Genomic DNA, 24,670 nt, shown 5'->3' with positions numbered 1-24,670 from the left:
CCCAGCTCGACGGCACCGGCAACGTCAAGGGCACCGGCAACTTCACCGACTGGGACATCCAGGCCGTGTACCGCGCCGTCGGCTACCTGTCGCAGAACGTCACCCAGCTGCCGTTCGACGATCAGGCGGGCACGGTGCCCAACGAGGCCGGTCGCGTGATCTCCGACGACACCGCCGAGGGCGACGCCCGGTTCATGCCTGCCACCTACGTGACCGGCTGGATCAAGCGCGGCCCGGTCGGCCTCATCGGCCACACCAAGGGCGACGCCAACGAGACCATCGCCTGCCTGCTCGACGACGCCAAGGGCTTCGCCCCCGCGCCGAAGCCCGAGCTCGACGCCGTCACCGAGTTCCTCGAGGGCAAGGGCATCCCGTTCACCACGTGGGCGGGCTGGTACCGCCTCGACGCCCACGAGCGCGCCCTCGGCGAGCCCGAAGGCCGTGAGCGCGTGAAGGTCGTCGAGCGCGAGGACATGCTGCGCGCGTCCGAGCCGAACAAGGCCTGAGTTTTTGGCGCGCTGGCGCGCGCGTGTTCGCGGCCGGGATGTGGGGCTGGGCTTGCTGTGATGGCAGAACTCGGGGTTTCGGTGGTCCCGTCCTAGTGGGGGCGCGACGTTGAGCGCGCTCGCGCCGCAGAGATAAGGCATTCTGTACTGGTGTTCGATGCCCACGTCCACATCATCGATCCGCGGTTTCCGCTGATCGAGAACGAAGGCTATCTACCCGAGCCCTACGTGATCGATGACTATCGAAAGCGTATGGCGCACTTCGAGGTTCGCGGCGGTGCTGTCGTCAGCGCGTCTTTCCAAGGCGCTGATCAGACGTATCTGAAGGCAGCGCTGTCCGCGCTCGGTCCCGACTGGGTCGGCGTGACCCGTCTCGATCTCGATGCCACCGACGACGAGATCCTCGAGCTGGACCGCGCCGGCGTGCGGGCCCTGCGGTTCAATCTCAAGCGCGCCGCCGCCGACATCACCGAGATGACGTTGCAGGCGTTGCGCGCGCACGAACTGGCGGGTTGGCACGTCGAGCTCTACATCGACGGTCAGATGTTGGCCTCGCTGCAACCGGTGATCTCGAAACTGCCCGCGCTCTCGATCGACCATCTCGGTATGTCCGAGGAGGGTCTGCCGTACCTGCTCGACCTGGTCGACCGCGGCGCCAGGGTGAAGGCGACCGGGTTCGGGCGAGTCGAGATGGATGTGGCCGAGACCCTGCGTCGCATCCATACGGTCAACCCGGGTGCGTTGATGTTCGGCAGCGATCTGCCCGGCACGCGCGCCGGTAGACCGTTCGAGGAGCGCGATGTGGACCTGATCTGCCAGGTGGTCGGCGCGGATATGCACGCGGTACTCGAGGACAACGCCCGCGAGTTCTACCGGCTGCCCGCGGTTCGCCGCGAGCCGGTGCCGCTCCCGCGTGCCGAGAACCCGACCATTCCGATCCCGCGCAACCAACTGCCCGGTGCGGACGAGCACACCCGCCCGCTGCCGGTGATCGAATAGATCAGCTCACCATCGCGCCGGTGAGCCATACGCCGGCGGCGATCAGCGCGCCGAACAGCTCCACCAGCATCGACAGGCCGACGCCCTTGAGCGCGTGCACCGTCGCGGGCCACGCCAGGTCGTTGGTCTTCAAGCGGTACAGCTCGGCCAGGTAGACGCCGAGCACGAAGCCGATGAACAGGCCGACGATCGGGATCACGAAGAAGCCGACGATCCCGAGCACCCCACCGACCAGCAGCGCACGGTTCGACACCCCGGCTTCGCGCATCCGCTTTCCCGGCCAGGTGTACTTCACGACGCCGGAGAGCACCAGCGCGACGGTCGCGACCGCGAGCACTGTCCAGGCCGTCGCGCCGCCGGTCATGAACGCCCACACCGCGATCGCCGCGAAGATGAGGATCACCCCCGGCAGAATCGGAACGATCACGCCGACGATGCCGACCAGAATGACGAGGCCGACAAGGACCTCACCCCACACGCCCACTACCGGGTCCTCCCGTTGCCGCGCCGAGTCGCGCTCGTGCGAATTCTCGCCCATGCTCTACCCGAGCCGCCACCCCAGCGCTATTGTCAGTGTGTCAATACCGTTCGACAACGAACTGAGGTCACCGCGTGAGCACGGAGTCCACCGCCAAGCAGGGGCCCCTTGCGGGCATCAAGGTCATCGAGTTGGCAGGCATCGGGCCCGGCCCGCACGCCGCGCTACTACTGGCCGACCTCGGCGCCGACGTGGTGCGCGTGCAGCGCCCGAACCAGCTGCCCGGCTTCATGGAGCGCCCGCAATGGCGTGGGCGAACGATCGTCGAGGCGAATCTGAAGGACCCCGCCGACGTCGCCAAGATCCTCGACCTGGTCGAGAAGGCCGACGTGCTGCTCGAGGGCTTCCGTCCCGGCGTCACCGAGCGCATGGGCCTCGGGCCCGATGATGTGCTGGCCCGCAACCCGCGCCTGGTGTACGGCCGGATGACCGGCTGGGGCCAGCACGGCCCGCTCGCCGATCGCGCGGGACACGACATCAACTACATCTCGCTCACCGGCGTGCTCAATGCCATCGGGCGCAAGGGCGAGCGGCCGGTACCGCCGCTGAACATGGTCGGTGACTTCGGCGGCGGCTCGATGTTCCTGGTGTTCGGCGTGCTCGCCGCGCTGGTGGAGCGGCAGAGTTCCGGCAAGGGCCAGGTGATCGACGCCGCGATGGTCGATGGGGCGCTTTCCCTTTCGCACATGATCTGGGGCATGCGCGGGGTCGGCCTGTGGTCCGACGAGCGCGGCACCAACCTGCTCGATACCGGCATGGCGTTCTACGACACCTACGAGACCTCCGACGGCAAGTACATGGCCGTCGGCGCGATCGAGCCGCAGTTCTACGCCGAGCTGCTGGCGGGGCTGGAGATCGATCCGGAAGGTCTGCCGATGCAGATCGACCCGAACGGTCAGGAGCAGCTGCGCAAGCTGTTCACCGACAAGTTCCTGACGAAGACCCGCGACGAGTGGGCCGCGATCTTCGACGGCACCGACGCCTGCACCACGCCCGTGCTGACCTTCACCGAGGCCACCGAGAACCCGCATATCGTGGCCCGTACCGGCCTGATCGAGATCGACGGTGTGGTGCAGCACGCGCCGGCGCCGCGGTTCTCGCGCACGCCGGGCGGCACGCCCACTCCCCCGCCGAATGTCGCGACACCGATCGAAACGGTCTGGGCTGACTGATTTGTCGGCCTGTCGTCGGTAAAGTTTTCCACTATCGACGACAGGCCGAGGATCCGAACCGATCGAACGCCACCGAAGGTGCTCGCCGCCCTCATCGCGGTCACCACCTTCGGCGCCGCGGTGCTGTGCTTCATCCTGGCCGAGGGATTGTTCGACACCCGTAGAGCGCAGATCGCCGAAACCCATTGCCACACCGAGGCGCCGGTGCCGGTGATGGTGACCGTGCTGAACGGTCTCGCGACCGGGCTACTGCTGGCCGCCGCGATCTCGCTGCTGTGCCTGCTGGTGCTGTTGTTCCGCTATCCGTCCGAACGCAGCGCCGTCGCGGTGCCGTTGACCGCGGTGGGTTCGGTGCTCGCGGTGCTGTTCATGTTCGGGGCGGGGTACGAGACCGTGCGCCCGGAGCCCGCGTCCACCGGGCACAACCCGTGCGCGTTCAGTAGCAGGTGAGCGGTTGGAGTGGGTCGGCGGCGCGCGGAGTGAGGGCGTCGTAGGCGGCGGCGATGGATTTGACGGCGATACGCAGGTCGGCCGCGGGATGGGTGTAGGGCAGTCGGACGAAACGTTCGAAGGCGCCTTGGACGCCGAAACGTGGTCCGGCGGCGAGTAGTACACCGTGGTTGGGGGCGGTGGCGGCCAGCGCGGTGGAGACCGGGCTCGGCAGCTGGGCCCACACCGACATACCGCCCGCGCCGACCGCGATGCGCCAGCCGGGGAGGTCTTCGGCGACAGCGTCGAGCAGAGCGGTGCGCTGGGTGCGCAGCTGTTCGCGGCGGCGCTCCAGGATCGGTTCGGCATTCTCGAGCAGGTGGACGGTGGCGAGCTGGTCCATCACCGGAGTGCCGAGGTCGACGGTGGAGCGGATGCCGAGCAGCTTGGCGATCAGGGGCTGATTGGTGCGGATCCAGCCGACGCGCAGGCCACCCCAGAACGACTTCGACGCCGAACCGATCGTGACGATCTCGGAGCCTTTCGCGAACGCGGCGACCGGCGGGGGCATCGTCGCGTCCGACAGGTTCAGTTCGCCCATCGACTCGTCGACGACGACGGTCATCCTGGTGTCACGAGCGATGGCGGCCAGTTCGGCGCGCCCTTCGGCGTTCAGCAGCAGACCGGTGGGGTTGTTGAAGTCGGGAACCAAATAGGCGAGGGTGGCCGCGGTCTGCCGCGCGGTGCTGCGCAGACCTTCGAGATCCCAACCGGCGTCGGGGAATTCGGGTCGGAGCGGGATCGGGATGGGGCGGGCGCCGACATCGCGAATGGCCTCGATGGCGTTCGGGTAGGACGGGTGCTCGATCAGCACTCGCGCGCCCGGCGAGGCGAGCACGTTGAGGAGCAGCCGAAGTCCGTGTTGCGCACCGAGAGTCACCAGGATCTGTTCCGGTTCCGTCGGCAGACCACGGGCGGTGTAGCGGCGGGCCAGCGCTTCGCGCAGCGCGAGAATGCCCACCGGGTCCATGCCGTGGGTGCCGAGGTAGGACGGAATCCCTTGCAGTGCGATGGAATACGCATCGTGCAGTTCAGGCGAAGCGGGCATCGCGGCGTAGGTCATGTCGATGGTCGGCAGTTCCGGCTGCGCCATCAGGGCCATGATGCCGCGGCTCGGCTTCGCGCCGTCGTGCTGGATCGCGGGCGGTAGCGCGACCGTGCTGCGCGAACCCTGGCGACTGATCAGGTAGCCGTGTTCACGCAGCAGCGAATACGTGGAGGTGATGGTGGTGCGGCTGACGCCGAGGGTGCCCGCCAGATCGCGCTCGCTGGGCAGCGCGACGCCGAGCGGGGCGCGACCGTCGTGGATCAGCAGCCGGATGGCCTCGGCCAAAGCCAGGTAGGCGGGCCGGTGCGGGCGACGTTCGGCATCGCCGTCGGTTTCCGGGTCACGCCACCGGCCGAGGTCGCGAGCCAAGCCTGCCGCGCCGATCACTCTTGTCGCCATAAAGTCCAGTATTCCCTAAGTGGATATTTCTAAGCAAGGCCAGTGGGTGAATTCTTACTGACATGACCACTTTCCTCGCCCTCGCCGTTGCCGTTGCCTTCGGGTTGGCGGTCTACCACTTCTCGCCCAAGAAGGGCGAGCTGCCATTCTGGCCATTCCAATATCTGCCGCATGACCGGGCTTTCGGCACCTACGACGAGCAACGGCTCTACCGGGATCTCGATGCGATGCGGGCGCACGAGGTCGACGACAAGGCAGTCCAGTTACCCGAAACTGGCCTTAACAATGGCTCGGCGGACACGCAGCCGGGGTCGCTCGCCGCGTGAGCGTGTCTTTGTCGGTGGGTCGGCGCACACTGTGATCATGAGTGACTCGACGCAGACCGAGACGGTGGTCTCGGCACTGTTCGACACCGCTATCGGGCTGTGCGCGATCGCCTGGCACGGTGATTCCGTTGTCCGGTTCCAGCTGCCGGAGGCCAGCGAGGAGGAGACCCTCGCGCGGATCACGCGGCCGTTCGACGGGTCCGTGGTGCCGGAGAGCGCGCCGGGGCCGGTGATCGTCGAGGCGATCGCGGGAATCCGCGCCCACCTCGACGGGGCGCTCGATTCGCTGCGCTGGATCGAGGTGGATCTGCGGGGTGTGCCGGAATTCCATCGCGCGGTGTACGCGGTGACGCGCGATATCGACCCAGGTCACACGCTCAGCTACGGCGATATCGCGAGCCGTATCGGCGCTCCAGGCTCCGCGCAAGCCGTCGGGCAAGCATTGGGACGCAATCCGGTGCCGCTCATCATTCCGTGCCACCGGGTGCTCGCGGCCGATCACGCGTTGCACGGGTTCTCGGCACCGGGCGGGATCGGCACCAAAGCGCGGCTGTTGGAGATCGAACGGACGCCGGGCTTCGGCGAGCCGATGTTGTTCTGATCGGCGTCCAGGTCGCTACCGATGAATTCTCTCGGCGGCCACCGTCTCAACGAGCAAGATCGAACTCGCCCGGCTCGGTGGTCAACTGCCGGGTCCGCGAAACCCGCGCGGACCTGCGGTCGAGGCGATCGCGTACCGTCGAGCGCGGCGGCCCGTTATCGAGAGGAATTCCCCATGCACACTGTGACGTCGGCCGACGGCACCACGATTGCCTACGACCGGATCGGCGAGGGGACGGCCGGGACCGTGATCCTGATCGGTGGAGCCTTCAGCTACCGCGAGTTCCCGACGATGGTCGAACTCGCGCAGGCGCTGGCCGACGATTACGGACTGACGGTGCTGAACTACGACCGGCGCGGGCGTGGCGACAGCACGGACTCTCCCGGTGTGTACGACGCGGCCAACGAGGTCGCCGATATCGCGGCGCTGGTCGAGGCCGAGGGCGGGAAGGCGGCGCTGTTCGGCTGGTCCTCCGGCGCCGCGCTCGCACTGCTGGCCGCGCAGTCGGTACCGGGCGTCACCGAGGTGGTGGCTTTCGAGCCCCCGTTCGTGGTCGACACGAAAGGCCATGTGCCGCCCAAAGATCTGGAAGTCAAGCTCCATCCGATGATCGCCGCGGGTGAGCGCGGGAAGACCGTGCGCTACTACATGACCAAGGCGATGGGGATGCCGTTGCTCATGGTGGCGGCGATGCGGGTGACACCGTTCTGGAAAACGCTTGCGGCAACCTCGAATTCGACAGCCCACGACTGGGCGGTGATGAAGCCGTACATGCAGGGCAAGAAGCTGGATCCGGCCGATTGGCAGGGTGTCGAGGTTCCGGTGCTCGTCCTCGCGGGCGAGCGCACTGCGCCACTGCTCATCAAGGGCTCGAAGGCCGCGGCCGCTGTGCTGCCGAAGGCGGAGTTCGCCGAGCTCCCCGGGGTGAGTCACAACCCGAAGGTCTCGGTTCTCGCCCCCGCTGTCGGCGAATTCCTCACCCGCACAAGGTGATCAGGGCGGCGGTGGGTGGTCGCGGAAGAACTGGCACGGCTCACCGGTGAGGTAACCGTCCATACAGGCGAAGTAGGCCTGAACGCAGCTGTTACTCGTACAACCGGCGCTGTAGAGCATCCCGCGAATGCGCTCGTTGCGCTGTTGCGAGGGGGCCAGCGTCTGCGCGGGCGGCAACACCGAAGTCACCGGGGCGGTACTGGGCGAGGGGGTGGGGGTGTCCGGCGCGGCGCATCCCGGTAGCACCGTCAGCGCGAGCAACGCCGCCGCGGCGAAAGCACCACGCATCGCCATCGTCCACCTCCCTCCGAAACCCGTCTCGACGCTACCCGGCGAACGTTCGACTGTCAGAGAGTGGCGCCGTAACCGCTGCCGAGCACGCCACCCGCGACCGCGCCCGCGACCGCTGCGGGAATGCCGACAACAGCGGCCCCGGCCGCGGCGCCCGCCGCCGCACCGATGGCCGCACCCACGCCGGTGCTCGCGGCGGCGATCGGGAACGCGGCGGCGAATCCGGCGCCGATCGCCGGCAAGGCCCCGACGCCCGCGGTGGGAAGCGACGCGGCTCCGGCGAGGATCGCGGTGGCGCCCGCGGTGCCCGCGGCACCGACCGCGAAGCCGACACCGGCACCGATACCCGCACCGATGAGGCCACCACCGACCGCGCCGACGACAGCGGCGGGAACACCCGCGATCGCGGCACCGGCCAGTGCGCCGCCGACGGTCGCCGCGGCGATCTTGTCCGAGCGGCTCGGATTGATGCCGACCGAGCGGCCTTGGGTGGCGATCGCGGCCTCGACTTCGGCGGCATTGCCGTTGACGCCGTCGAGGACGTGGTCGGGAACCTCGTCCGGGACCGGGCTGGTGAAATCGCCGATCCGCAGGGTGCGCTCGGGCGGGGCGATCGGCACGACGGGCTCGACCGGCTCGGGAAGGTGGAGTTCCTCGATGACGATCGGCGGGGCCGGGGTGGCGTACTCCGGCACCGGGCGCGATTCCGGGCGCTCGGGGGTCAGGTGGCCGAGTGAGTCCGGACCGTCGAACTTCGCCAGATCCGAGCGACCGCCATCGTCGGCGGGCGACTCGGTGGTGACACCCGGCTGCACCGGGACCTCGTTCACGCCCGGCTGCGGCACCGCTATAGCCACACCGGCACACGCCACGGCCAATGCCATCGGCAGCACCCCGACAACCGGACGAGCGATCAGCCGCACCGTCGAAGAGTTCACATTCACAGACCGACGGATCACGCCGACACCCACTCATCAGTTCAAGGAAAACGACACGTCCCCGCGCGTCGCCCCGCGACGATAGCGTTAGCCAGCGGGATGCCACAAATCGATAGCGAATGAACATGATTCGCGCGCATCGCCCTGAACAGGGGCGATATCCGGCGCCCCGCCCAAAACAAAGGTCCGGTGCCGTAAACCGGCACCGGACCCCTGGTTAGTTCTTCGGTCTCACATCACGCGAGCACGTCGTGGCGAACGATCGTCTGGTCGCGACCCGGACCCACTCCGATGCACGAGATCCGCGCACCCGACAGCTCTTCGAGCCGCAGCACATACGCCTGAGCGTTGGCGGGCAACTCCTCGAAGGTGCGGGCGTGGGAGATGTCCTCCCACCAACCCGGCAGCTCCTCGTAGATCGGCTTGGCGTGATGGAATCCGGTCTGCGTGGTGGGCATCTGCTCGACCCGCTTGCCGTCGACCTCGTAGGCCACGCAGATCGGCACCGTGTCCAGGCCGGACAGCACGTCCAGCTTGGTGAGGAAGTAGTCGGTCACGCCGTTGACGCGGGTGGCGTACCGGCTGATCACCGCGTCGAACCAACCACAGCGCCGCGCACGACCGGTGGTGACACCGACCTCGCCGCCGTTCTTGGCCAGGAACTCACCGAAGTTGTCGAACAGCTCGGTCGGGAACGGGCCGGAGCCGACGCGGGTGGTGTAGCACTTCAGGATGCCGAGCACCGTGTCGATCTTGTTCGGACCGATGCCCGAACCCACCGCGGCCCCACCCGCGGTCGGGTTGGACGAGGTGACGAACGGATAGGTGCCGTGGTCGACATCGAGCAGCGTGCCCTGCGAGCCTTCCAGCAGCACAGCGTCGCCGCGCTCGAGCGCCAGGTTCAGCTCGAGCCGGGTGTCGGAGATGCGGTGCTTGAACGATTCGGCCTGCTCGAGCACCTCGTCCACCACCTGCTGCGGATCGAGCGCGCGGCGGTTGTAGATCTTGACCAGCACCTGGTTCTTGAACTCCAGGGCGGCCTCGACCTTCTGGGTGAGGATCTTCTCGTCGAGCACATCCGCCACGCGGACACCGACGCGAGCGACCTTGTCCTGGTAGCAGGGGCCGATACCGCGACCGGTGGTGCCGATCTTGCGGTTGCCGAGGAAGCGTTCGGTGACCTTATCGATGGCCACGTGGTATGGCATGATCAGGTGCGCGTCAGCGGAGAGCAGCAGGCCGGAGGTATCGACTCCGCGCTCTTCCAGACCGGCGAGTTCGTCGAGCAGCACGCCGGGATCGACGACGACACCGTTACCGATGACGTTCTTGACACCAGGGGTGAGAATGCCGGACGGAATCAGGTGCAGCGCGAACTTGTCGCCATTGGGGAGAACTACCGTGTGACCGGCGTTGTTGCCGCCCTGGTATCGGACCACCCACTGCAACCGCTCACCGAGCAGGTCTGTAGCTTTGCCCTTACCCTCGTCGCCCCATTGGGCACCGATGAGGACGATTGCCGGCATTTCGGAGTCTCCTACAGATCGACGGCAGCGCACGCGGCACTGCAGCTACCTGCCGTAGACGCTGGCGCGTCTAACACTGAGGCGGCGGCCGGAGACACAGTCTAGCCGACGCCTGATCAGGTCCTGTCGACCTGCCCTGCGGAGCGCGCCGACCCCGCCCTACCGCACCTGCCCTGATCGGTTACGGTTACCAGTCGGCAGTGAGTTTGCGTGACCGAGGAGGGTGTACCGCAGTTTGAGTACCCACGTTCTCCGATGCGGTGAAATGCCGGTCCCGATCGCCCTCTCCTCGTTACCCAATACCCAGACCGGGCGGGTGCCCGATGTCGCGGTGATCGATGAGCTGCTGCCGGTGCTGGCCGCCGACAGCCTCCCGCGCCTGATCGTGCTCGGCGCCGATGCCTCGCTCGCCGCCGTGCTCACCCATTTGATGCGCACCGAGCGGTTGCACGTCGAAGTCGGTTTCGTGCCCGTCGATACCACCTACGCCTCGCGGGTCTATCAGACCGGAACCGGGAACGGCGCCGCCAAGCGAGCGGTGGAGGGCCGGGCGATCGAGACGCCGCTGATCCGCGACGACACCGGCACCGTGCTGGTCGGGCGCGCGAGCATCACCGGCGTCGACGGCGAGAAGCTCGAAGGCGAAGCCTATGTCGATGACACGCTGCTGTTCACCGGCAAGGTCACCACGATGCTGATCTCGCCGACGATGACCATGCCCGGCGTCCGCGCGCGAGTGCGTAAAGGTCTGCGTAAGCGCACCTGGGTTTCCGGTCGCGCCGCCCAACTCGGCACCCCGCGGGCCGTGGTCACCCGCGACGGGATCACCGCCGAACGCACCGTTCCCCGCTCGACGTTCTATCGATTCGAACAACCCTGGTTACTGGTGCGATGACTTATTCCTTCCCGTCGGAACGGCGGTCCGGGCACAGCGCGGTCCGGCCGAGCCCGGTTTTCCTGCTGATCGTGCTGGTCACCGTGGGCGGCGGTGCACTCGCCTGGGACGCCGACATCGACTCGGTGCGCGCCAAGGTCGGCGTGTTCCTGCTCGTGGTGTTCGGCTGGATCATCAGTTTGTGCCTGCACGAGTTCTCCCACGCGTACGTGGCGTGGCGAGCGGGCGATCACGAGGTGGAGGTGCGTGGGTATCTCACGCTGAATCCGCTGAAGTACAGCCACCCGGTGCTGTCGATCGGCCTGCCGCTGGTATTCATCGCGCTCGGCGGGATCGGTTTGCCCGGCGGCGCGGTGTATGTCGACACGACACGGTTCAAGACGAGTGTGCAGCGCCTGGTGAGTGCGGTCGGGCCGGCGTCGAACGCGCTGTGCGCGGTGGTGCTGCTGATCGTGATCCGGGCTTTCGGATCGGTCACCGAGCATGCCGCGTTCTGGTGCGGGCTCAGTTTTCTGGCGTTTTTGCAGATCACCGCGTTTCTGCTGAACGTTCTTCCGGTGCCGGGGCTGGACGGCTACGGGATCATCGAGCCGTCGCTGAGCTACCAGACACGGCGCTCACTCGATCAGTTCAAGCCGTACGGCATGTTGATCCTGTTCGCGGTCATCTTCTTCACGCCGCTCAACCAGGTGTTCTTCAACGGTGTTTACGCATTGTTCGAACTCTCGGGGGTACCTGAGGTGTGGGCTGCGTACGGCGGCCAATTGACCCGATTCTGGCGTTGATAGCCTCGGGTCAGAATCGACCCTGGAACGGAAATTGCGTATGAGCTCTACCGAATCGTCCGCTGTCCTGTCCGTCGTCATCCCGACACTCGACGAAGCAGCGGTTATCGCCGCATGCCTCGAGCGCCTCGTCAGCCAGGATGCGATCGATGAGATCGTGGTCGTCGACAACGGCAGCACCGACAACACCCGCGAGATCGTCGCCGAACTAGCCGCTCGACATCCCCAGATCGAACTGATCTCCGAGCCGCAGCCCGGCGTCGCGTTCGCTCGCAACACCGGTTTCGACAAGGCGCGCGGCGACATCCTCGGCCGCATCGACGCCGACACCCTCGTCTCCCCCGAGTGGGGCGCCACCGTGCGCGCCCACCTCGACTCCCACCCGGACACCACGGCGGTGACCGGCATCAGCACCTATCACGACTCCCCGATCGGCATCTTCCTCGCCGCCGCGATCGGCGGCCAGGAGCGGCTCGGGCTGATCAAGAGCCAGCCTGTCGGCAATGTGCACGGCGCCAATATGGCGATCCGGCGCTCGGCGTGGGAGCAGGTGCGTTCGGCCACCACCACCCGCCGTGACCTGCACGAAGACCTCGATCTGGCGCTGTGCCTCTCGAAGGCGAAGCTGCGCATCGACCAGCTGCCGACGTTGCGGGCCGAGATCTCCGCACGCCGCCGCAAGACCCCGCCGAGCGTGTGGTGGAAATACCAGCTGCGCGGCCTACAGACCATCGCCAACCAGGGCTACGCCGTCGTGCCGTTCCATCGCGCGGTGATCACCGGCGCCTGGATCATGCACACCTCGCAGTGGCCGATCTACCGGGCGTGGGATTTCGATCGCAAGCGTTTCTCGCTGCGTTCGGGACGCCCGCGCGTTTCCCCCGTCGGCGACTGAGTTACTCCTCGGGCGTCACATACGGATTCGGCACGGTGGGTGGGAGCAGGGCGATCGCCGAGATGCGCTGCATCCCACACACCACCATCAGATCCACCACGATCGAACGAAGCTGCGCGAACACCACGTGCGCCGACAATCCCGCCCCGACAACGAGTTCGGGGCGGGCGCCTTTGGCCACGCTGCGCACCGACTTGAGGGCTTCGGCCTGATCGGGTTGTTCGCCCGGGTCGGCCAGCATCATCTTGCGGACCACATCGGTGGCGTGGCCCAACTGGTCGAGAAGGTCGATCAAGCGCGGATCGAGGACCTCGTCGTCGCGGACGAGGGTGAGCGAACGGCGAAGCAGTACACGGGTATTGCGGACGGCGTTGTCGAGCGGGTCGGCCGCGTTGTGGATGCGTTCCAAGCGTTTTCGGGAATTCCAGTACAGCGGTGAGATGCGGCTGATCTCACGGCCGCCCGCGAGCGCGTCGCGGAGAGCGTCGATCTTGGGCTGGGTGTCGCGCACCGCCGACAGCGAGTCGGACACCTTCGTCGAGTTCTGTTCGAGCAGGCCCTCGGCGCAGGTGATCATCGATTTACTCATCACCGACAGCACGTCGGCGGCATGTTCGCGGGCGCGGCGCACCGGATGCAGCGGGATCAGCGCGACCATCAGCACGCCGACGAGTCCGCCGATCAAGGCGTCGATCATGCGGTTGGGGCCCGCGCCGGGCGCCTGATTCAAGGTCGAAACCAGCACGGCCGAACCAGCAGCCTGGATCGTCATGAGCGCGCCGCTGCCGAGAAAGACCGACACCGACATAGCGCCGCCGACCACCAGGGCCACCTGCCAGACACCGGTGCCTACCTGGGCGATGAACAGGTCACCGATGCCGATGCCCACCGCGACACCCACCACCAGCTCCACCGACCGGCGCACTCGCGCACCGAACGAGACGCCGATGGAGACCACCGCGGCGGTCGGCGCGAAGAACGGTTCGACGTGGCCGATGAGGTTGTGGGCGATGAACCAGGCCAGCGCGGCGCCGAGCGCGCACTGGATGATCGGGACCGCCGAGAGCCGCAGGCGCTCGATCGACGCCCGGTACCGGCCGACGGTGCTGACCTTGGCGGCCGCGACCACCGGAGTGGCGACGGCGACGAATGGCCTGTGTTCGCTCACCTACGACTCGGACCCGACCACTGACTCAGTCCAGGCCGAGTTCGCTCGCCGCGCGCGGATCGCAGTCTTCGAGCAGGTCGAGGCAGCGTGCGTACTCCTCGGTCTCGCCGATTGTCTTCGCTGCGCTCGCCAGCGCGCCGACGCTGCGCAGGAAGCCCTGGTTGGCTTCGTGGCTCCACGGGACGGGGCCGAAACCCTTCCAGCCGTTGCGACGCAGCAGGTCGAGGCCGCGGTGGTAGCCGGTGCGGGCGAAGGCGTACGCGGCGACGGTGTCGTGGTTCACCTCGCCACCGGCGCGCTTCAGAGCGGCCTCTGCCAGCTGGGCCCATGCGATCGATGCGGCCGGGTATTGCGCGACGACCTCGACGGGGTCGGTGCCCGCGGCAATGGCGTCTTCGGCGTCGGTCAGTTCGGGAAGGAGGACCGGCTGCGGTCCGAGCAGGTCACCGAAGGAGGTCATGGGTTCATTGTGCACCGGGGGTCCGACGGGCGCCGACCGGCCCGCCGCAGCGCTCCCCCACGCGCCGCATTCCCGCGATGCGCACCCGGCTCGGAGCCGTTTGCCGGGCGTAGCTACGGCCATGCGCGCGAGACTTGGGACCGCTTGGCGTCCGTGCCCATTAGGCTGAGCGCAGAGTGCAACGTTCGAGCCTGAGCGAGGGGTACAGAGGTGTCCGACCCGACCGACGAGAACAACCCGGCAGCAGAGTCTGCCGGTCCCGGCGCGCCCGGCCAGCGTGACGATTCGTCCGCGTCTCCTCCCGGCGCACCGGAGTCGGTCACCGAGCCGGACCGCGCGACGAAGCCGCCGGTGAGTGCGGACCAGACGGTGGTGATTCGGCGCGGGGATCTGCCGCGTCAGCCCGATGATGCCGCGCGCGTGCAGGACGCTCGTTCCGGTGGGACGCCGCCTGCCGCGGGGCAGGGCGATCAGCCCGGTGGTCCGCAGCGCTCGGGTGGCCCCGGTGCGGATGGACCTCGAGCAGGCGCACAGGGCAATGGGGGCGGATCTCCGCAGGGCGGACCTCGGGCTCCGCAGGGCAATCCCACCGGTGGACGGCCGGGCGGCGCCGCACCCGGCGTGGGGCAGGGCTCCGCGCGGCCGGGGAATACGCCTGGTGGACAACAGCCTTCGGGTCCGGGGGCGCAGCAGTCCCGGGGCCGGCCAGGGTTCACGCCGGGTGGTTCGCGACCGGGTAACGGGCCGAGCGCGGGACAGCCGGGCAATGTGCCCGGCGCGCAGCAATTTTCGGGTCGACCTGGCAACGCACCTGGTGCACAACAGCATCCGGGCCAGGGTGGCCCACGGCCCGGGGCTCCGGCCGGTGGGCCGGGCCCGGTGAACGGACCCCAAGCGGGACGCGGGCCGTCGCAGGGCGGTGGACGCGGGCCGAACGGTGGACCGGGGTCGCCGACCGGTGCACCACGAGTAGGAGGCGGCCCTGCCGGCGCGCCCGGTGCTCGGCAGCCAGGCGGGCCGGGTAACGCGGGACCGCGCCCTGCCGGACCGGGCGGCGCTCCGCGGGTGAGCGGACCCGGCGGACCGGCACCGGTCGGTCGGCAAGGGAACGCCCCTGCGGGGCGGCCGGGAGAGCAAGGACCGGAGCAGGATTCGGCCGGTGCCGGGTCGCCGTTGGCCGGACTGGCGAAGGGATTGCCCGGCAAGAATCAGGGCGGCATGCCGGACGCTCCGAGCTCCGCGCCTCGTGTCGAGCAGGACGCTGATCTCGCGGGCCCGGACGCACCGACGACCGCGATGTCGATTCCCGGTCGGAGTCCGGCGGCTGGACGTGGTTCGGCGGATGACCGCACGGTGAAAATGGGTGGCGACCAAGCGAAGTCGGCTCAAGCGGATGTACCGACGGCCGCGATGAGCCGGGCTGATCTCACCATCGACCCATCAGACGCGACGGACGACAATGCCTCCGCACCGAGCGACAAGTCCGAACTCGGCTCGGTTGCCGCGGCGGCGGGCGGCGCGGCCGCGGGTGCCGCGGTAGCGGCAGGGACCAGCGGATCCGACGAGGCATCGGAAGCCCGGGGCCCGAAGGCCGACGGCGACTCCAGCACCCGCGCGCAGGACGGCGGTGCATCCCCGAGCGCCACCGATAAGGCTGCGGCCGAGGCTGATTCGAAGGAGTCCGAGACCACTCGCAGTGCTGCCCCGGCGGCAGAGCCCGACGATGACCCGACTGCCGCTTCGACCGAAGGGCCCGAGGCCGATTCGTCCGAGACTGCAGCGGCGGCCTCGCGGGACGACAAGCCGGTCGACGTCGAGGCGACCGAGAAGTTCAGCACGAGCAAGCCGACGGGCAACGTCCCCTCATCCGAGGATCAGACCGTGGCGATGAAGGTGGCGTCTGCGGATTCGCCGACCACCGCCATGCCGGTACAGCGGGCGAAGACCGCCGGTCCGGGTGGGACCGATCGGGTGGTGCCGCCCGCCGGTGGACGACCCGCGATGACTCCGCCGCCGAATACGCCGCGTGGTCCGGCCGGACCACGGCAGGCCGGACAGCAGGGGCCCGGCCAGCTCGGACCCGCCGGTCCGGGCCAGTCCCCCGCCGGTCCGGGGCAACACGGGCCGGTGGGCCCTGGTCAGCAGGGACCGCCGCGCGGTCCGCAGCAAGGACCTGTCGGCCCCCGGCCCGGTGGACCGGGGCAACAGGGCCTCGGCCAGCAGGGTCCGACGGGCCCCGGTCCGCAGGGTTCGCGCGGTGCGGAACAGCTGGGGGTCGAAGAGACTCAGCCTTCACCGCCGCGCGGGCCGGGTGCGCCGCAGCGGACGGGTGGATCGGCGCCTTCGCCTGCCGACATTCAGCCCACTAGACCCGCGCAGCAGCTGGCGGAGGGGCAGCGGCAGGTCGCGCCGCCCCAGCGCATCGGGGCGCAGGGCGAGGCCCCGGGCGAACCCGGCGCGAAGCAGTCGAAGAAGTGGCTGCTGGCCGCCGGTGGTGCCGCGGTGCTGGTCGTCGCCTTGATCGCGACAGTCGTGGCATTGATGGGCGGCACGGACGATTCGCCCGAGGGTCAGGTGAAGGCCGTGATCGGGGACTACACCGACGCGCTGCGCAGCGGCGACCTGGAGGACCTGCGGGCGAGCACGTGCGGCGAGCTGCACACGTTCTATCAGGGCATCACCGCCGAACAGTTCAAGGGCGTGCACGAAGTCTCGACCGAGCGCGGTTCCATCCCGGTCGTCGACAGTGTGGACGCGGTACGGATCACCGGCGATACGGCGCTGGCTCAGGCCACGGTGTACACCTCGGCGGATCCGTCGAAGCGGACCGCGCGGACGTTCGACCTGCAGCGCACCGACGGTAGCTGGAAGGTGTGTGACCCCGCGGGTACCCCCTGATCATGCGTCGACCCGTCCTAGTGGGCACTTCTGCCTGCTATGACGGGTCACACATAACTGGTGATCCAGTCGGCTGAACAAGTAAAGTTTTCCGGATCATGAGCAGGGAACAGACAGTGGAGCAGCCGGACATCGATGCTGTGGTCCCGGATGCGACGCCGGTCGGTCAGCGCTTCGGGTTCCGCGATCACTACGAAGTCGGCCGCGAGAAGATCCGAGAATTCGCCAGGGCGGTGCAGAATCTGCACCCGGCCCATCAGCAGGAAGTCGACGCGCGCAAGCTCGGCTACGACGCCGTGATCGCCCCGCCGACCTTCGCGTCGGTGATCGGCATGACGGCCACCCGCGCCCTGCTCGACAGTGTGCTCAGCGAGTACGACCTGTCGCAGGTGCTGCAGACCGACCAGGTGTTCGAGCTGTTCCACCCGATGCTGGCCGGCGACCGGATCAGCACCGAGATCGAGATCGAGTCGATCCGCCAGTTCAGCGACAACGACTTCATCAACGTCGGCTTCACGCTGCGCAACCAGCACGGCCAGGTCGCCGTGCAGGGCACCACCATGATCGTGGCCCGCCGCGGCGTCGAGGTGGACCCCAATATCGTCGAGGCCGTCGAGAACATCAGCATGCACCCGCACCCCGACACCATCGGCGGCGACGGCACCGGTGACCCCCTGATCCGCCTCACCGGCCCCGCCCCCGCGCTCCCCCGGCGCGAAACCGTAGCGGTCAACACCACCCCCGAATTCGACACTCTGGCAAAGGGAACCGAACTTCCCCCCGCCACCGCCCGCCTGACCCGCGGCGACCTGGCCAACTACGCAGGCGTCTCCGGCGACCCCAACCCGATCCACTTCAGCGACCGCGCAGCCGAACTTGCGGGCCTGCCCACCGTGGTGGCCCACGGCCTACTCACCATGGGCCTGGCCGCGCAGTACCTGACCGATTGGCTCGGCGACCCCACCGCCATCGAGAAGCTGAGCGTCCGCTTCTCGGGATTCGTCCCGGTTCCCCCCGCCGAGGCAGGCGTCATCGAGTTCTCCGGAAAGATCAAGTCGGTAGACTCCGACCGCCGCGCGGCAACAGTCCTGCTGAGCGGAATCTCCGAGGGCCGCAAGCTCTTCGGCCGAGCAGCAGCCGAAATCCGCCTGACGTAACCAACCACCCGGCCCCGCTCCCACGACCGACTCTTCAGGTCAGCAGTAGGTCGGCGACAACATTTGGGGCCTCGCGCATCGCGTTGTGGCCGACTGGGATGTCGTGGACGTGCCAGCCGGGATCGGCTTCCAGCCGGGCGCGGAGCGCGGCGAAGGGAGTTTCGGCTTCCCACCCGGAGCAATAGAGGAAGTCGCGCCGGGGGATGCGATCGACGGCGCCGGTGAGTCGGATTCTCTGCACAAGGGAGGCTAGCGGGTGGGGGCGGCGACGAGGTTCGCCGCCGTGCGGGGCCCGAAACGGTGGGCGCACGGCGTACCCCGTGTCCACCGCGCCGTCTATGAACGACTGCCGGTAGGCCTCGGTGGTCGAGGACCAGCACGAGTCGCCGTCGCGCGGAACGTAGGCGTCGAGATGAACCAGACGAGAGATGCGGCCCGCCCCGCGGTCAGCCGCAGCTGAGATCACCATCCCGCCATAGCTGTGACCGACGAGCGTCGCGTCGGTGATCTGCTCGGTCTCCAGTAGGCGCACGACGTCATCGGCGTGTGTGTCGAGGTTGGTCCGTGCCACAGTCGCGTCATCATCGTCGGGCCGCAGTCCCGTCAGCGTCAGGGCGTGGACGGTGTGCCCGGCGGCCTCCAGCAGCGGGGTCACTGCCTCGAACGTCCAGGAGCCGTGCCACGCGCCGGGGACGAGGATGAACGTTGCCATGGCGAATCTCCCTTGATGGATCGCTTACCGAGGACTAGACCAGGTCACCACTTCGCAGACTGGCGTGCCACCGATAAACTGCCTCCTGATGCCCATTCCTCGCCAACCGCCCCACCCCACCGGCGTGACCTCGCTGGTGTGGCCGTCCGGCGGACGGCACCTGTGGCTGTCGGGCGGCTCCAGCTCCGTGCAGTCGCACGCACGCGGGCACCTGGTCTACGCAGCCACCGGTGTTTTGACCGTCCACTCCGACGAGGGCACCTCCATCGTCCCCGCCAACCGGATTGCGTGGACACCCGCTGGAATCACCCACCGGCACAGCGCCCACGGTGACACGGACATGCGGATCGTCTTCCTCCCGGCGTCCCTGGCCAGGCGCATACCGGACCGGCCGGTGGTGTTCTCGGCCACTGACCTCGCGCGTGAGCTCCTGCTCGCCCTGACCGGGCCGCACAACTACGACGACGCCGCGCCGAGCTATAGCCCTTCGGCGCGCACCCGCCTTCTTCGGGTCCTCGTCGATGAACTCAGAGAGACGCACGAGCAGCCCCTCTACCTGCCGGAACCACGGGACGACCGCCTGCGGGCCCTCGCGCGAAAACTGTCCGACGACCCGGCGGAGAGCAGCTCGATGGCCGAGCTCGGCAGGGCGATCGGTGCCAGCTCCCGCACCCTCAGTCGGCTGTTACGCAACGAGTTCGGCATGACCTTCTACGAGTGGCGTACTCAGCTACGCATCTACCACGCCCTCGTGCTTCTCGCCGACGGATACGACATCACTCGAACCGCCTACGCCTGCGGATGGGCCAACCCCAGCGGCTTCATCACCGCCTTCACGAACATCATCGGCAGCACTCCTGGCCGCTACCAAGCCAACCGTCAGAGCGCGGTGACCGACCTCGGGTAAACCCCTGCCGCCCCTACTTCACCGCGATAAACACCAAAACAGTTCCCCCGATACGGATTACATCCCCATCGGCCAACAACGCACCACTGTCAATAGGCACCTCATTGACATAGACCCCGTTGGCCGAGTGCAGATCCTTGATCAACAACCCAGCCCGGCTGGGCATGATGTGAGCGTGATACCGACTGGCCTTCGGATCATCGAGCACCAGCTCGTTGTCCGTCATCCGGCCGATCCGGATCCCCCCGTGCGGAATCGGCAGCGTACGCCCATCGGCGAATCGCAGATTGCCGTTCCGGATCGACTGCGGAACCTCGGTCACAGTCTCGGTCATCGCCGCGGCCACCTGATCAGAACGCCTGGAAGCCAACACATTCAACGGCTCCTGCCGCAGAACCTGCCGCTCCAGCTCGATCAACGCGGCTCCGGGATCGATGCCCAACTCCTCGGCGAGCACACCCCGCACCCGCCGGCAGGCCTCCAACGCATCGGCCTGCCGCCCGGATAGGTACAGCGCGGTGATCAGCTGGCCCCACAGCGGCTCGCGCAGCGGATGTTCGTTGGTCATCGACACCAGCTCGCCGATCACCGAAGAAGCGCGTCCGCAGGCGATTTCAGCGTCGACGCGGGCGGAGACGGCGAGCAGCCGCTCCTCGTTCATCGCGGTGGCGAAACCGTCGGCGAACTGCAATCCGACCAGATCGGCCAGCGCCCGCCCTGTCCATTCCCGCAGTGCCGCACCGAAAAGATTGGCGGCACCGGGGTGGTCGCCCACGTCCAAACACCGCGTACCGGCTTCGCGCGCGCTCTCGAACCGGCCGAGATCACAGGCGGTGTCGGGGATTTCGAGCCGATACCCAGCGCCCTCGGTCCGCAACACCTGTGCCGAATCGATCCCCGCGTTGCGCAGTGCCTTGCGAATATTCGACACGAACACCTGCAGGCTGGCGGCGTAGGAATCCGGCGGATCCTCGTTCCACACCATCTCGGCAAGCACAGCAGAAGACACCGCGCGCCGCCGATTGACGGTGAGCGCGGCAAGGAGAGCGCGCGGCTTGGGCCCGCCGACCGCTACCGGCTCGCCGCCGACGAGCAGTCGAACGGGCCCGAGCACACGGACATCAAGACTCATGAGCTCGGGCCCCGTTTGTTGGTGCGAAAATCAGGAACCGCTGACGGAGCGTCCGGCCGACTTCAGGTCGTTGCAGGCCTCGGTCACGCGCTCGGCCATGGAAGCCTCGGCCTTCTTCAGGTAGCTGCGCGGGTCGTAGACCTTCTTGTTGCCGACCTCACCGTCGATCTTCAGCACACCGTCGTAGTTGGCGAACATGTGACCGGCGACCGGGCGGGTGAAGGCGTACTGGGTGTCGGTGTCGACGTTCATCTTCACCACGCCGTAGCGCAGCGAGTCCTCGATCTCGGACTTCAGCGAGCCCGAACCACCGTGGAAGACGAAGTCGAACGGCTGCGCACCGGACTCGAGGCCCAGCTTCTCGGCGGCTACGCGCTGGCCCTCGGCCAGCACCTCGGGCTTGAGCACCACGTTGCCCGGCTTGTACACACCGTGCACGTTGCCGAAGGTGGCGGCCAGCAGGTACTGCCCGTTCTCGCCCGCACCGAGCGCCTCGATGGTCTTCTGGAAGTCCTCGGGCGAGGTGTAGAGCTTGTCGTTGATCTCGGCCTCGACGCCGTCTTCCTCGCCGCCGACGACACCGATCTCGACCTCGAGAATGATGTTGGCCGACTGACAGGCCTTCAGCAGTTCCTTGGCGATTTCGAGGTTCTCGTCGATCGGGATGGCCGAGCCGTCCCACATGTGCGACTGGAACAGCGGGTTCTGGCCGTTGTTCACGCGCTCCTGCGAGATCGCGATCAGCGGACGCACGTAGGTGTCCAGCTTGTCCTTGGGGCAGTGATCGGTGTGCAGCGCGATCGTCACGTCGTACTTCGCGGCGATGACGTGCGCGTACTCGGCCAGCGCCACCGCGCCGGTGACCATGTCCTTCACGCCGAGGCCCGAAGCGAATTCGGCGCCACCGGTGGAGAACTGGATGATGCCGTCACTGCCGGCGTCGGCGAAGCCCTTGATGGCGGCGTTGATCGTCTCCGACGAGGTGCAGTTGATAGCCGGGAATGCGAACGAGTGCGCCTTGGCCCGGCCGAGCATCTCGGCGTAGACCTCCGGGGTCGCGATAGGCACAGCAGTGACCTCCGTCTTGTGGGGAGCAAAAACCAATTCTGTCAGGCCACACCCTAAATTAGGAAGGCGAACGCGAGATCACCCGGTGGGCCGAGGTTCACCCGCAGGGCACTCGTGTCACAGATCGGACCGGTACTGTGGGGGCCGTGACTTTGCTGGCGGTATCCGATGCGGTGACGACCAACCTTGCGTTGACCCAGTTGCTGGACCCGATGTATCTACTCCAGGAGACCTGGCTCGCGAACGCGGTGCTGCCCGCCATCCTGGCGATTGTCTTCATCGAGACCGGTTTGCTGTTCCCGTTGCTGCCAGGTGACTCGCTGCTGTTCACCGGCGGCATGCTCGCCGCGCAACCGGGCTCGACCCTCTCGATCTGGGTCCTCGTACCGTTGGTGATTCTCACAGCCTTCCTCGGCGACCAGTGTGCGTATTGGATCGGCCGAAAGATCGGTCCGGCCATCTTCAACAAGGAAGACAGCCGCTTCTTCAAGAAGCACTACGTCACCGAGACGCACGAGTTCTTCGAGAAGCACGGCCCCAAGACCATCATCCTGGCCAGGTTCGTGCCGATCGTGCGCACGTTCATGCCGGTGCTGGCCGGTGTGTCGCAGATGAGCTACCGCAAGTACGTGGCGTTCGACATCGTCGGCGCGGTCCTGTGGGGTGGCGGCGTCACGATCCTGGGCTACTTCCTCGGCAATGTGCCGTTCATCCGCGACCACATCGAGGGAATCTTCCTGCTGATCGTGTTCGTCTCGATCCTGCCCGCGATCATCACGGTCGGTAAGAAGGTGCTCGAGCGCCGCAACGCACCGGCCGCGTCGGCCCAGAGCGGCGAGCTGGCTGCTTCGACGAACGAGACGCACTGATCCCTGTGACCGCAGTACCGTCGACCCTCGCTATGGGCAGCTTCGATCCGCTGATCTCGGCAGGCCCCGCTGTGGTCTGCGCGGTGGTGCTCGTTTTCGTCTTTCTCGAATGTGCGTTCATCATCGGGCTGTTCCTGCCCGGTGATTCGATGCTGATCACCGCGGGCATCGTGCTCGCCTCGCATGCCAATGGCGAAGCGCAGGTCTGGGCGTTGTCGGTGGGCACCATGCTCGCGGCGATCGCGGGTAATCAAGTGGGCTATGTCGTCGGGGCGCGTACCGGGCATCGCCTGGTGGCGCGTAAGAACGGCCGCTATATCAACACCAAGAATCTGGCCAAGGTCACCGGTCTGCTCGAACGGCACGGGTTCCTCGCGGTGCTGGTGGCCCGATGGATTCCGTGGGTGCGCACGCTGTGCCCGATGGTGGCGGGCGCGGCCGGGATGGATCACCGGCGCTACACCGTCGCCAGCACGCTCGGCGCGATAATCTGGGCGCCGGTGCTGTTGTTGATCGGGTATTACGCGGGCGAGTTCCTCGAGCAGGTGCCGTGGCTGATGCCCGTCGTGATCGGCACGCTGATCGTGGGTCTGATCATCGGCACCCTCCTCGGCATCCGGCACTATCGCCAGGAGATGGCGCGACCGGTCGACGATTACGACCTCGAGCCGAGCATCGCGGGCGACGCCGAGCGCTGAGCTACAGCCCGGCCGCGCTGACCTGGTAGGCCGCTTCCATCAGCATCCAGCCGGCCAGCTGCACGGACAAGTCGCGTTCCGGCACCGCCGAGGCCGTCACCGAACCGCCCGGGGTGAACTTGCCCGCGCCCGCCGTGCCGCCGGGTAGCCGAGCCGGTTTGCACCAGTCGTACCCGAACAGCGGCTCGCCCTCGACCTCGAGCCGATTGGCCCAGGCGGCGGTGGCCGAGGCTTTGACGATGGCAGCGGCGGTGCGCCGATCGGTTTCGGCCTGCTTGCCCTCGCCTGGCAACATCAGGGCGACCACGGCGAGGTAGCGCGCCAGCACGCCGTTGAACAGGCCGCCGTCACCGCCGCCGCCGCCGTTGATCACCAGGCGGGTGGTCATGTGTTCTTCCACCGCGGCCAGCAGTGAGCTGACCCGTTCGATGTGACGTTCGTCGTCGTCGGTGTGCACAGCCAGCTCGGCTTCCAGGCCGAGGACGACACCCTGGCAGTAGCTGAACACCGGACGTTCGATCTCACCGGAAGGTAGGTGGATGCCGTCGAGGATCAGGCCGGATTCGGAGTCGCGGAGGGTGGCGTCGATCCAGTCGGCCATCTCGCGGGCGCGCTCCACGCGACCGAGGCGCAAGAGGGCGATGCCTGCCGGGCCGTTGGCGGGGGCATTGAAGAAGTCCGATTTGATCCGCCACGGAATGCCGCCGCCGACCTCGGGTTCCCAGGCGCCGTAGAGCTTCTGTTCCAGGGCGAGCAGCCCGCTGCGGGCCGAGGTGAGTTCCTGGGTACGCTCGGCGCGTTCCAGTGCGATGGCCAGCCAGGCCATGTCGTCGTAGTAGCGGTTGGTCCAGCCGGTGAGGTTGCGCAGCCGGATGGCGCGGGCGATCGCGCCGATGCGCCTGCGCCGGGCGGGGGTGGGCACGCGATTGGCGGCGTCGACCGCCACATCGAGCAGGTGGGCCTGCCACCAGTAGTGCCAGCCCGCGAAGCCCCGTTCGCGGCGGGTCGCCGGCCAGCCGACAACACCCAATTCCGTTCCGGGACAACCCCATAGCATTCGCAGATGCCGCGAGATGATCGCGGACTCGGCCATATCGGCACGCTCGGACCACAGCGCCGGGGTGGGCATGGATCCGGCGCGATCAGTGGGCTGGGGGCGCCGGCCGCTGCGCGAGGTCATGGCTCCATGGTGCCAGGTGG

General features: G+C 67.7%; 25 protein-coding genes and 1 pseudogene. 15 read left to right on the top strand and 11 right to left on the bottom strand.

Annotated elements, in window-relative coordinates; genetic code table 11:
- Together NS1_RS35750 and NS1_RS35745 are read left to right on the top strand one after the other, a co-directional pair.
- Positions 1-506, top strand: a pseudogene (locus tag NS1_RS35750) (pyridine nucleotide-disulfide oxidoreductase); the annotation flags it as partial.
- Between the two features lie 150 nt (positions 507-656).
- Positions 657-1,505 (top strand): amidohydrolase family protein, encoded by an 849-nt coding sequence (locus NS1_RS35745; RefSeq protein WP_062991754.1) that lies wholly within the window; start codon positions 657-659, stop codon positions 1,503-1,505.
- 1 nt (position 1,506) lies between these two features.
- Here NS1_RS35745 and NS1_RS35740 read toward each other — a convergent pair whose 3' ends face one another.
- Positions 1,507-1,989 (bottom strand): DUF456 domain-containing protein, encoded by a 483-nt coding sequence (locus tag NS1_RS35740; protein WP_062991766.1) that lies wholly within the window; start codon positions 1,987-1,989, stop codon positions 1,507-1,509.
- Positions 1,990-2,117: 128 nt separating this feature from the next.
- Here NS1_RS35740 and NS1_RS35735 point away from each other — a divergent pair, with 128 nt between their 5' ends.
- Positions 2,118-3,215: a CaiB/BaiF CoA transferase family protein gene (locus NS1_RS35735; RefSeq protein WP_062991752.1), complete on the top strand. Its 1,098-nt coding sequence runs from the start codon at positions 2,118-2,120 to the stop codon at positions 3,213-3,215.
- A 78-nt stretch (positions 3,216-3,293) separates the two neighbouring features.
- On the top strand, positions 3,294-3,665 hold the full coding sequence (locus tag NS1_RS35730; RefSeq protein ID WP_062991750.1) for a hypothetical protein: 372 nt from the start codon (positions 3,294-3,296) through the stop codon (positions 3,663-3,665).
- On the opposite strand, the gene yczR is transcribed toward NS1_RS35730, so the two are convergent.
- On the bottom strand, positions 3,652-5,151 hold the full coding sequence (gene yczR / locus NS1_RS35725; protein WP_062991748.1) for a MocR-like transcription factor YczR: 1,500 nt from the start codon (positions 5,149-5,151) through the stop codon (positions 3,652-3,654). The two genes, NS1_RS35730 and yczR, sit on opposite strands and share 14 nt — an antisense overlap.
- A 62-nt stretch (positions 5,152-5,213) precedes the next feature.
- Between yczR and NS1_RS35720 the strand changes: the two genes are divergently transcribed.
- The 3 genes from NS1_RS35720 to NS1_RS35710 all read left to right on the top strand — a co-directional run bounded on the left by NS1_RS35720 (position 5,214) and on the right by NS1_RS35710 (position 7,071).
- Positions 5,214-5,477, top strand: a complete 264-nt coding sequence (locus NS1_RS35720) for a hypothetical protein (RefSeq protein WP_056823347.1) — start codon at positions 5,214-5,216, stop codon at positions 5,475-5,477.
- 37 nt (positions 5,478-5,514) lie between these two features.
- On the top strand, positions 5,515-6,078 hold the full coding sequence (locus NS1_RS35715; RefSeq protein ID WP_056824139.1) for a methylated-DNA--[protein]-cysteine S-methyltransferase: 564 nt from the start codon (positions 5,515-5,517) through the stop codon (positions 6,076-6,078).
- 174 nt (positions 6,079-6,252) lie between these two features.
- Positions 6,253-7,071 (top strand): alpha/beta fold hydrolase, encoded by an 819-nt coding sequence (locus NS1_RS35710; protein WP_062991746.1) that lies wholly within the window; start codon positions 6,253-6,255, stop codon positions 7,069-7,071.
- On the opposite strand, the gene NS1_RS35705 is transcribed toward NS1_RS35710, so the two are convergent.
- The 3 genes from NS1_RS35705 to NS1_RS35695 all read right to left on the bottom strand — a co-directional run bounded on the left by NS1_RS35705 (position 7,072) and on the right by NS1_RS35695 (position 9,826).
- Positions 7,072-7,365 (bottom strand): hypothetical protein, encoded by a 294-nt coding sequence (locus NS1_RS35705; RefSeq protein WP_062991744.1) that lies wholly within the window; start codon positions 7,363-7,365, stop codon positions 7,072-7,074.
- 53 nt (positions 7,366-7,418) lie between these two features.
- Positions 7,419-8,300, bottom strand: coding sequence for a hypothetical protein (locus tag NS1_RS35700; RefSeq protein WP_255284819.1), 882 nt, complete (start codon positions 8,298-8,300; stop codon positions 7,419-7,421).
- A 236-nt stretch (positions 8,301-8,536) separates the two neighbouring features.
- A complete protein-coding gene (locus NS1_RS35695) occupies positions 8,537-9,826 on the bottom strand; it encodes an adenylosuccinate synthase (protein WP_062991741.1) in 1,290 nt (429 codons plus the stop codon).
- Between the two features lie 265 nt (positions 9,827-10,091).
- Between NS1_RS35695 and NS1_RS35690 the strand changes: the two genes are divergently transcribed.
- The 3 genes from NS1_RS35690 to NS1_RS35680 are packed head-to-tail and all read left to right on the top strand — an operon-like array spanning position 10,092 to position 12,401.
- The gene (locus NS1_RS35690; RefSeq protein WP_084504760.1) at positions 10,092-10,721 is read left to right on the top strand and encodes a hypothetical protein; all 630 of its coding nucleotides are present in this window, start codon (positions 10,092-10,094) and stop codon (positions 10,719-10,721) included.
- A complete protein-coding gene (locus NS1_RS35685) occupies positions 10,718-11,506 on the top strand; it encodes a site-2 protease family protein (RefSeq protein WP_062991737.1) in 789 nt (262 codons plus the stop codon). Before NS1_RS35690 ends, NS1_RS35685 begins: the two co-directional genes overlap by 4 nt.
- Positions 11,507-11,546: 40 nt before the next feature.
- Complete coding sequence (locus NS1_RS35680; protein WP_062991735.1) at positions 11,547-12,401, top strand: glycosyltransferase family 2 protein; 855 nt, start codon at positions 11,547-11,549, stop codon at positions 12,399-12,401.
- Between the two features lies 1 nt (position 12,402).
- Here the strand turns inward: NS1_RS35680 and NS1_RS35675 are convergent, their stop codons facing one another.
- Positions 12,403-13,569: an FUSC family protein gene (locus tag NS1_RS35675; RefSeq protein WP_082844334.1), complete on the bottom strand. Its 1,167-nt coding sequence runs from the start codon at positions 13,567-13,569 to the stop codon at positions 12,403-12,405.
- Between the two features lie 25 nt (positions 13,570-13,594).
- Positions 13,595-14,029, bottom strand: a complete 435-nt coding sequence (locus NS1_RS35670) for a DUF3151 domain-containing protein (RefSeq protein ID WP_062991733.1) — start codon at positions 14,027-14,029, stop codon at positions 13,595-13,597.
- 1,410 nt (positions 14,030-15,439) lie between these two features.
- On the opposite strand from NS1_RS35670, the gene NS1_RS35660 reads away from it, so the two are divergent.
- Together NS1_RS35660 and NS1_RS35655 are read left to right on the top strand one after the other, a co-directional pair.
- The gene (locus NS1_RS35660; RefSeq protein WP_157125580.1) at positions 15,440-16,927 is read left to right on the top strand and encodes an Rv0361 family membrane protein; all 1,488 of its coding nucleotides are present in this window, start codon (positions 15,440-15,442) and stop codon (positions 16,925-16,927) included.
- Between the two features lie 98 nt (positions 16,928-17,025).
- Entirely contained in the window at positions 17,026-18,084 is a 1,059-nt protein-coding gene (locus tag NS1_RS35655) for a fused (3R)-hydroxyacyl-ACP dehydratase subunits HadA/HadB (protein WP_062991727.1), read from the top strand.
- A 34-nt stretch (positions 18,085-18,118) separates the two neighbouring features.
- Here NS1_RS35655 and NS1_RS35650 read toward each other — a convergent pair whose 3' ends face one another.
- Positions 18,119-18,796, bottom strand: a complete 678-nt coding sequence (locus tag NS1_RS35650) for an alpha/beta fold hydrolase (RefSeq protein ID WP_062991724.1) — start codon at positions 18,794-18,796, stop codon at positions 18,119-18,121.
- A gap of 88 nt (positions 18,797-18,884) precedes the next feature.
- Between NS1_RS35650 and NS1_RS35645 the strand changes: the two genes are divergently transcribed.
- Complete coding sequence (locus NS1_RS35645) at positions 18,885-19,703, top strand: AraC family transcriptional regulator (RefSeq protein ID WP_084504759.1); 819 nt, start codon at positions 18,885-18,887, stop codon at positions 19,701-19,703.
- A gap of 13 nt (positions 19,704-19,716) precedes the next feature.
- Here the strand turns inward: NS1_RS35645 and NS1_RS35640 are convergent, their stop codons facing one another.
- Both NS1_RS35640 and fbaA read right to left on the bottom strand, forming a co-directional pair.
- On the bottom strand, positions 19,717-20,835 hold the full coding sequence (locus NS1_RS35640) for a BTAD domain-containing putative transcriptional regulator (RefSeq protein WP_062991722.1): 1,119 nt from the start codon (positions 20,833-20,835) through the stop codon (positions 19,717-19,719).
- Between the two features lie 30 nt (positions 20,836-20,865).
- The gene (gene fbaA, locus NS1_RS35635) at positions 20,866-21,903 is read right to left on the bottom strand and encodes a class II fructose-bisphosphate aldolase (RefSeq protein ID WP_056823378.1); all 1,038 of its coding nucleotides are present in this window, start codon (positions 21,901-21,903) and stop codon (positions 20,866-20,868) included.
- A gap of 212 nt (positions 21,904-22,115) precedes the next feature.
- Between fbaA and NS1_RS35630 the strand changes: the two genes are divergently transcribed.
- Positions 22,116-22,772 carry a DedA family protein gene (locus tag NS1_RS35630; protein ID WP_056824144.1) on the top strand — a complete coding sequence of 219 codons (657 nt, stop codon included), beginning with the start codon at positions 22,116-22,118 and terminating at the stop codon, positions 22,770-22,772.
- 32 nt (positions 22,773-22,804) lie between these two features.
- Positions 22,805-23,470, top strand: a complete 666-nt coding sequence (locus tag NS1_RS35625; RefSeq protein ID WP_062991720.1) for a DedA family protein — start codon at positions 22,805-22,807, stop codon at positions 23,468-23,470.
- Between the two features lies 1 nt (position 23,471).
- Here the strand turns inward: NS1_RS35625 and NS1_RS35620 are convergent, their stop codons facing one another.
- Positions 23,472-24,599, bottom strand: coding sequence for a glycoside hydrolase family 76 protein (locus tag NS1_RS35620; protein WP_062991762.1), 1,128 nt, complete (start codon positions 24,597-24,599; stop codon positions 23,472-23,474).
- Between the last annotated feature and the right edge of the window lie 71 nt (positions 24,600-24,670).

It is taken from the genome of Nocardia salmonicida NBRC 13393 (assembly GCF_001613085.1).
GTDB lineage: Bacteria > Actinomycetota > Actinomycetes > Mycobacteriales > Mycobacteriaceae > Nocardia > Nocardia salmonicida.
The sequence above is the reverse complement of the archived record's forward strand: the minus strand, read 5'-3'. Positions and strand labels throughout refer to the sequence as shown.

Bases quoted from the DNA above. Each gene is read 5' to 3' on its own strand.
- NS1_RS35685 (WP_062991737.1), top strand. From the start codon at position 10,718: ATGACTTATTCCTTCCCGTCGGAACGGCGGTCCGGGCACAGCGCGGTC.
- NS1_RS35695 (WP_062991741.1), bottom strand. From the start codon at position 9,826: ATGCCGGCAATCGTCCTCATCGGTGCCCAATGGGGCGACGAGGGTAAG.
- NS1_RS35660 (WP_157125580.1), top strand. From the start codon at position 15,440: ATGAGCCGGGCTGATCTCACCATCGACCCATCAGACGCGACGGACGAC.
- NS1_RS35710 (WP_062991746.1), top strand. From the start codon at position 6,253: ATGCACACTGTGACGTCGGCCGACGGCACCACGATTGCCTACGACCGG.
- NS1_RS35630 (WP_056824144.1), top strand. From the start codon at position 22,116: ATGTATCTACTCCAGGAGACCTGGCTCGCGAACGCGGTGCTGCCCGCC.
- NS1_RS35690 (WP_084504760.1), top strand. From the start codon at position 10,092: ATGCCGGTCCCGATCGCCCTCTCCTCGTTACCCAATACCCAGACCGGG.
- yczR (WP_062991748.1), bottom strand. From the start codon at position 5,151: ATGGCGACAAGAGTGATCGGCGCGGCAGGCTTGGCTCGCGACCTCGGC.
- NS1_RS35655 (WP_062991727.1), top strand. From the start codon at position 17,026: ATGAGCAGGGAACAGACAGTGGAGCAGCCGGACATCGATGCTGTGGTC.
- NS1_RS35680 (WP_062991735.1), top strand. From the start codon at position 11,547: ATGAGCTCTACCGAATCGTCCGCTGTCCTGTCCGTCGTCATCCCGACA.
- NS1_RS35620 (WP_062991762.1), bottom strand. From the start codon at position 24,599: ATGCCCACCCCGGCGCTGTGGTCCGAGCGTGCCGATATGGCCGAGTCC.
- NS1_RS35645 (WP_084504759.1), top strand. From the start codon at position 18,885: ATGCCCATTCCTCGCCAACCGCCCCACCCCACCGGCGTGACCTCGCTG.
- NS1_RS35715 (WP_056824139.1), top strand. From the start codon at position 5,515: ATGAGTGACTCGACGCAGACCGAGACGGTGGTCTCGGCACTGTTCGAC.
- NS1_RS35640 (WP_062991722.1), bottom strand. From the start codon at position 20,835: ATGAGTCTTGATGTCCGTGTGCTCGGGCCCGTTCGACTGCTCGTCGGC.
- NS1_RS35670 (WP_062991733.1), bottom strand. From the start codon at position 14,029: ATGACCTCCTTCGGTGACCTGCTCGGACCGCAGCCGGTCCTCCTTCCC.
- NS1_RS35720 (WP_056823347.1), top strand. From the start codon at position 5,214: ATGACCACTTTCCTCGCCCTCGCCGTTGCCGTTGCCTTCGGGTTGGCG.
- NS1_RS35625 (WP_062991720.1), top strand. From the start codon at position 22,805: ATGGGCAGCTTCGATCCGCTGATCTCGGCAGGCCCCGCTGTGGTCTGC.
- NS1_RS35705 (WP_062991744.1), bottom strand. From the start codon at position 7,365: ATGGCGATGCGTGGTGCTTTCGCCGCGGCGGCGTTGCTCGCGCTGACG.
- NS1_RS35650 (WP_062991724.1), bottom strand. From the start codon at position 18,796: ATGGCAACGTTCATCCTCGTCCCCGGCGCGTGGCACGGCTCCTGGACG.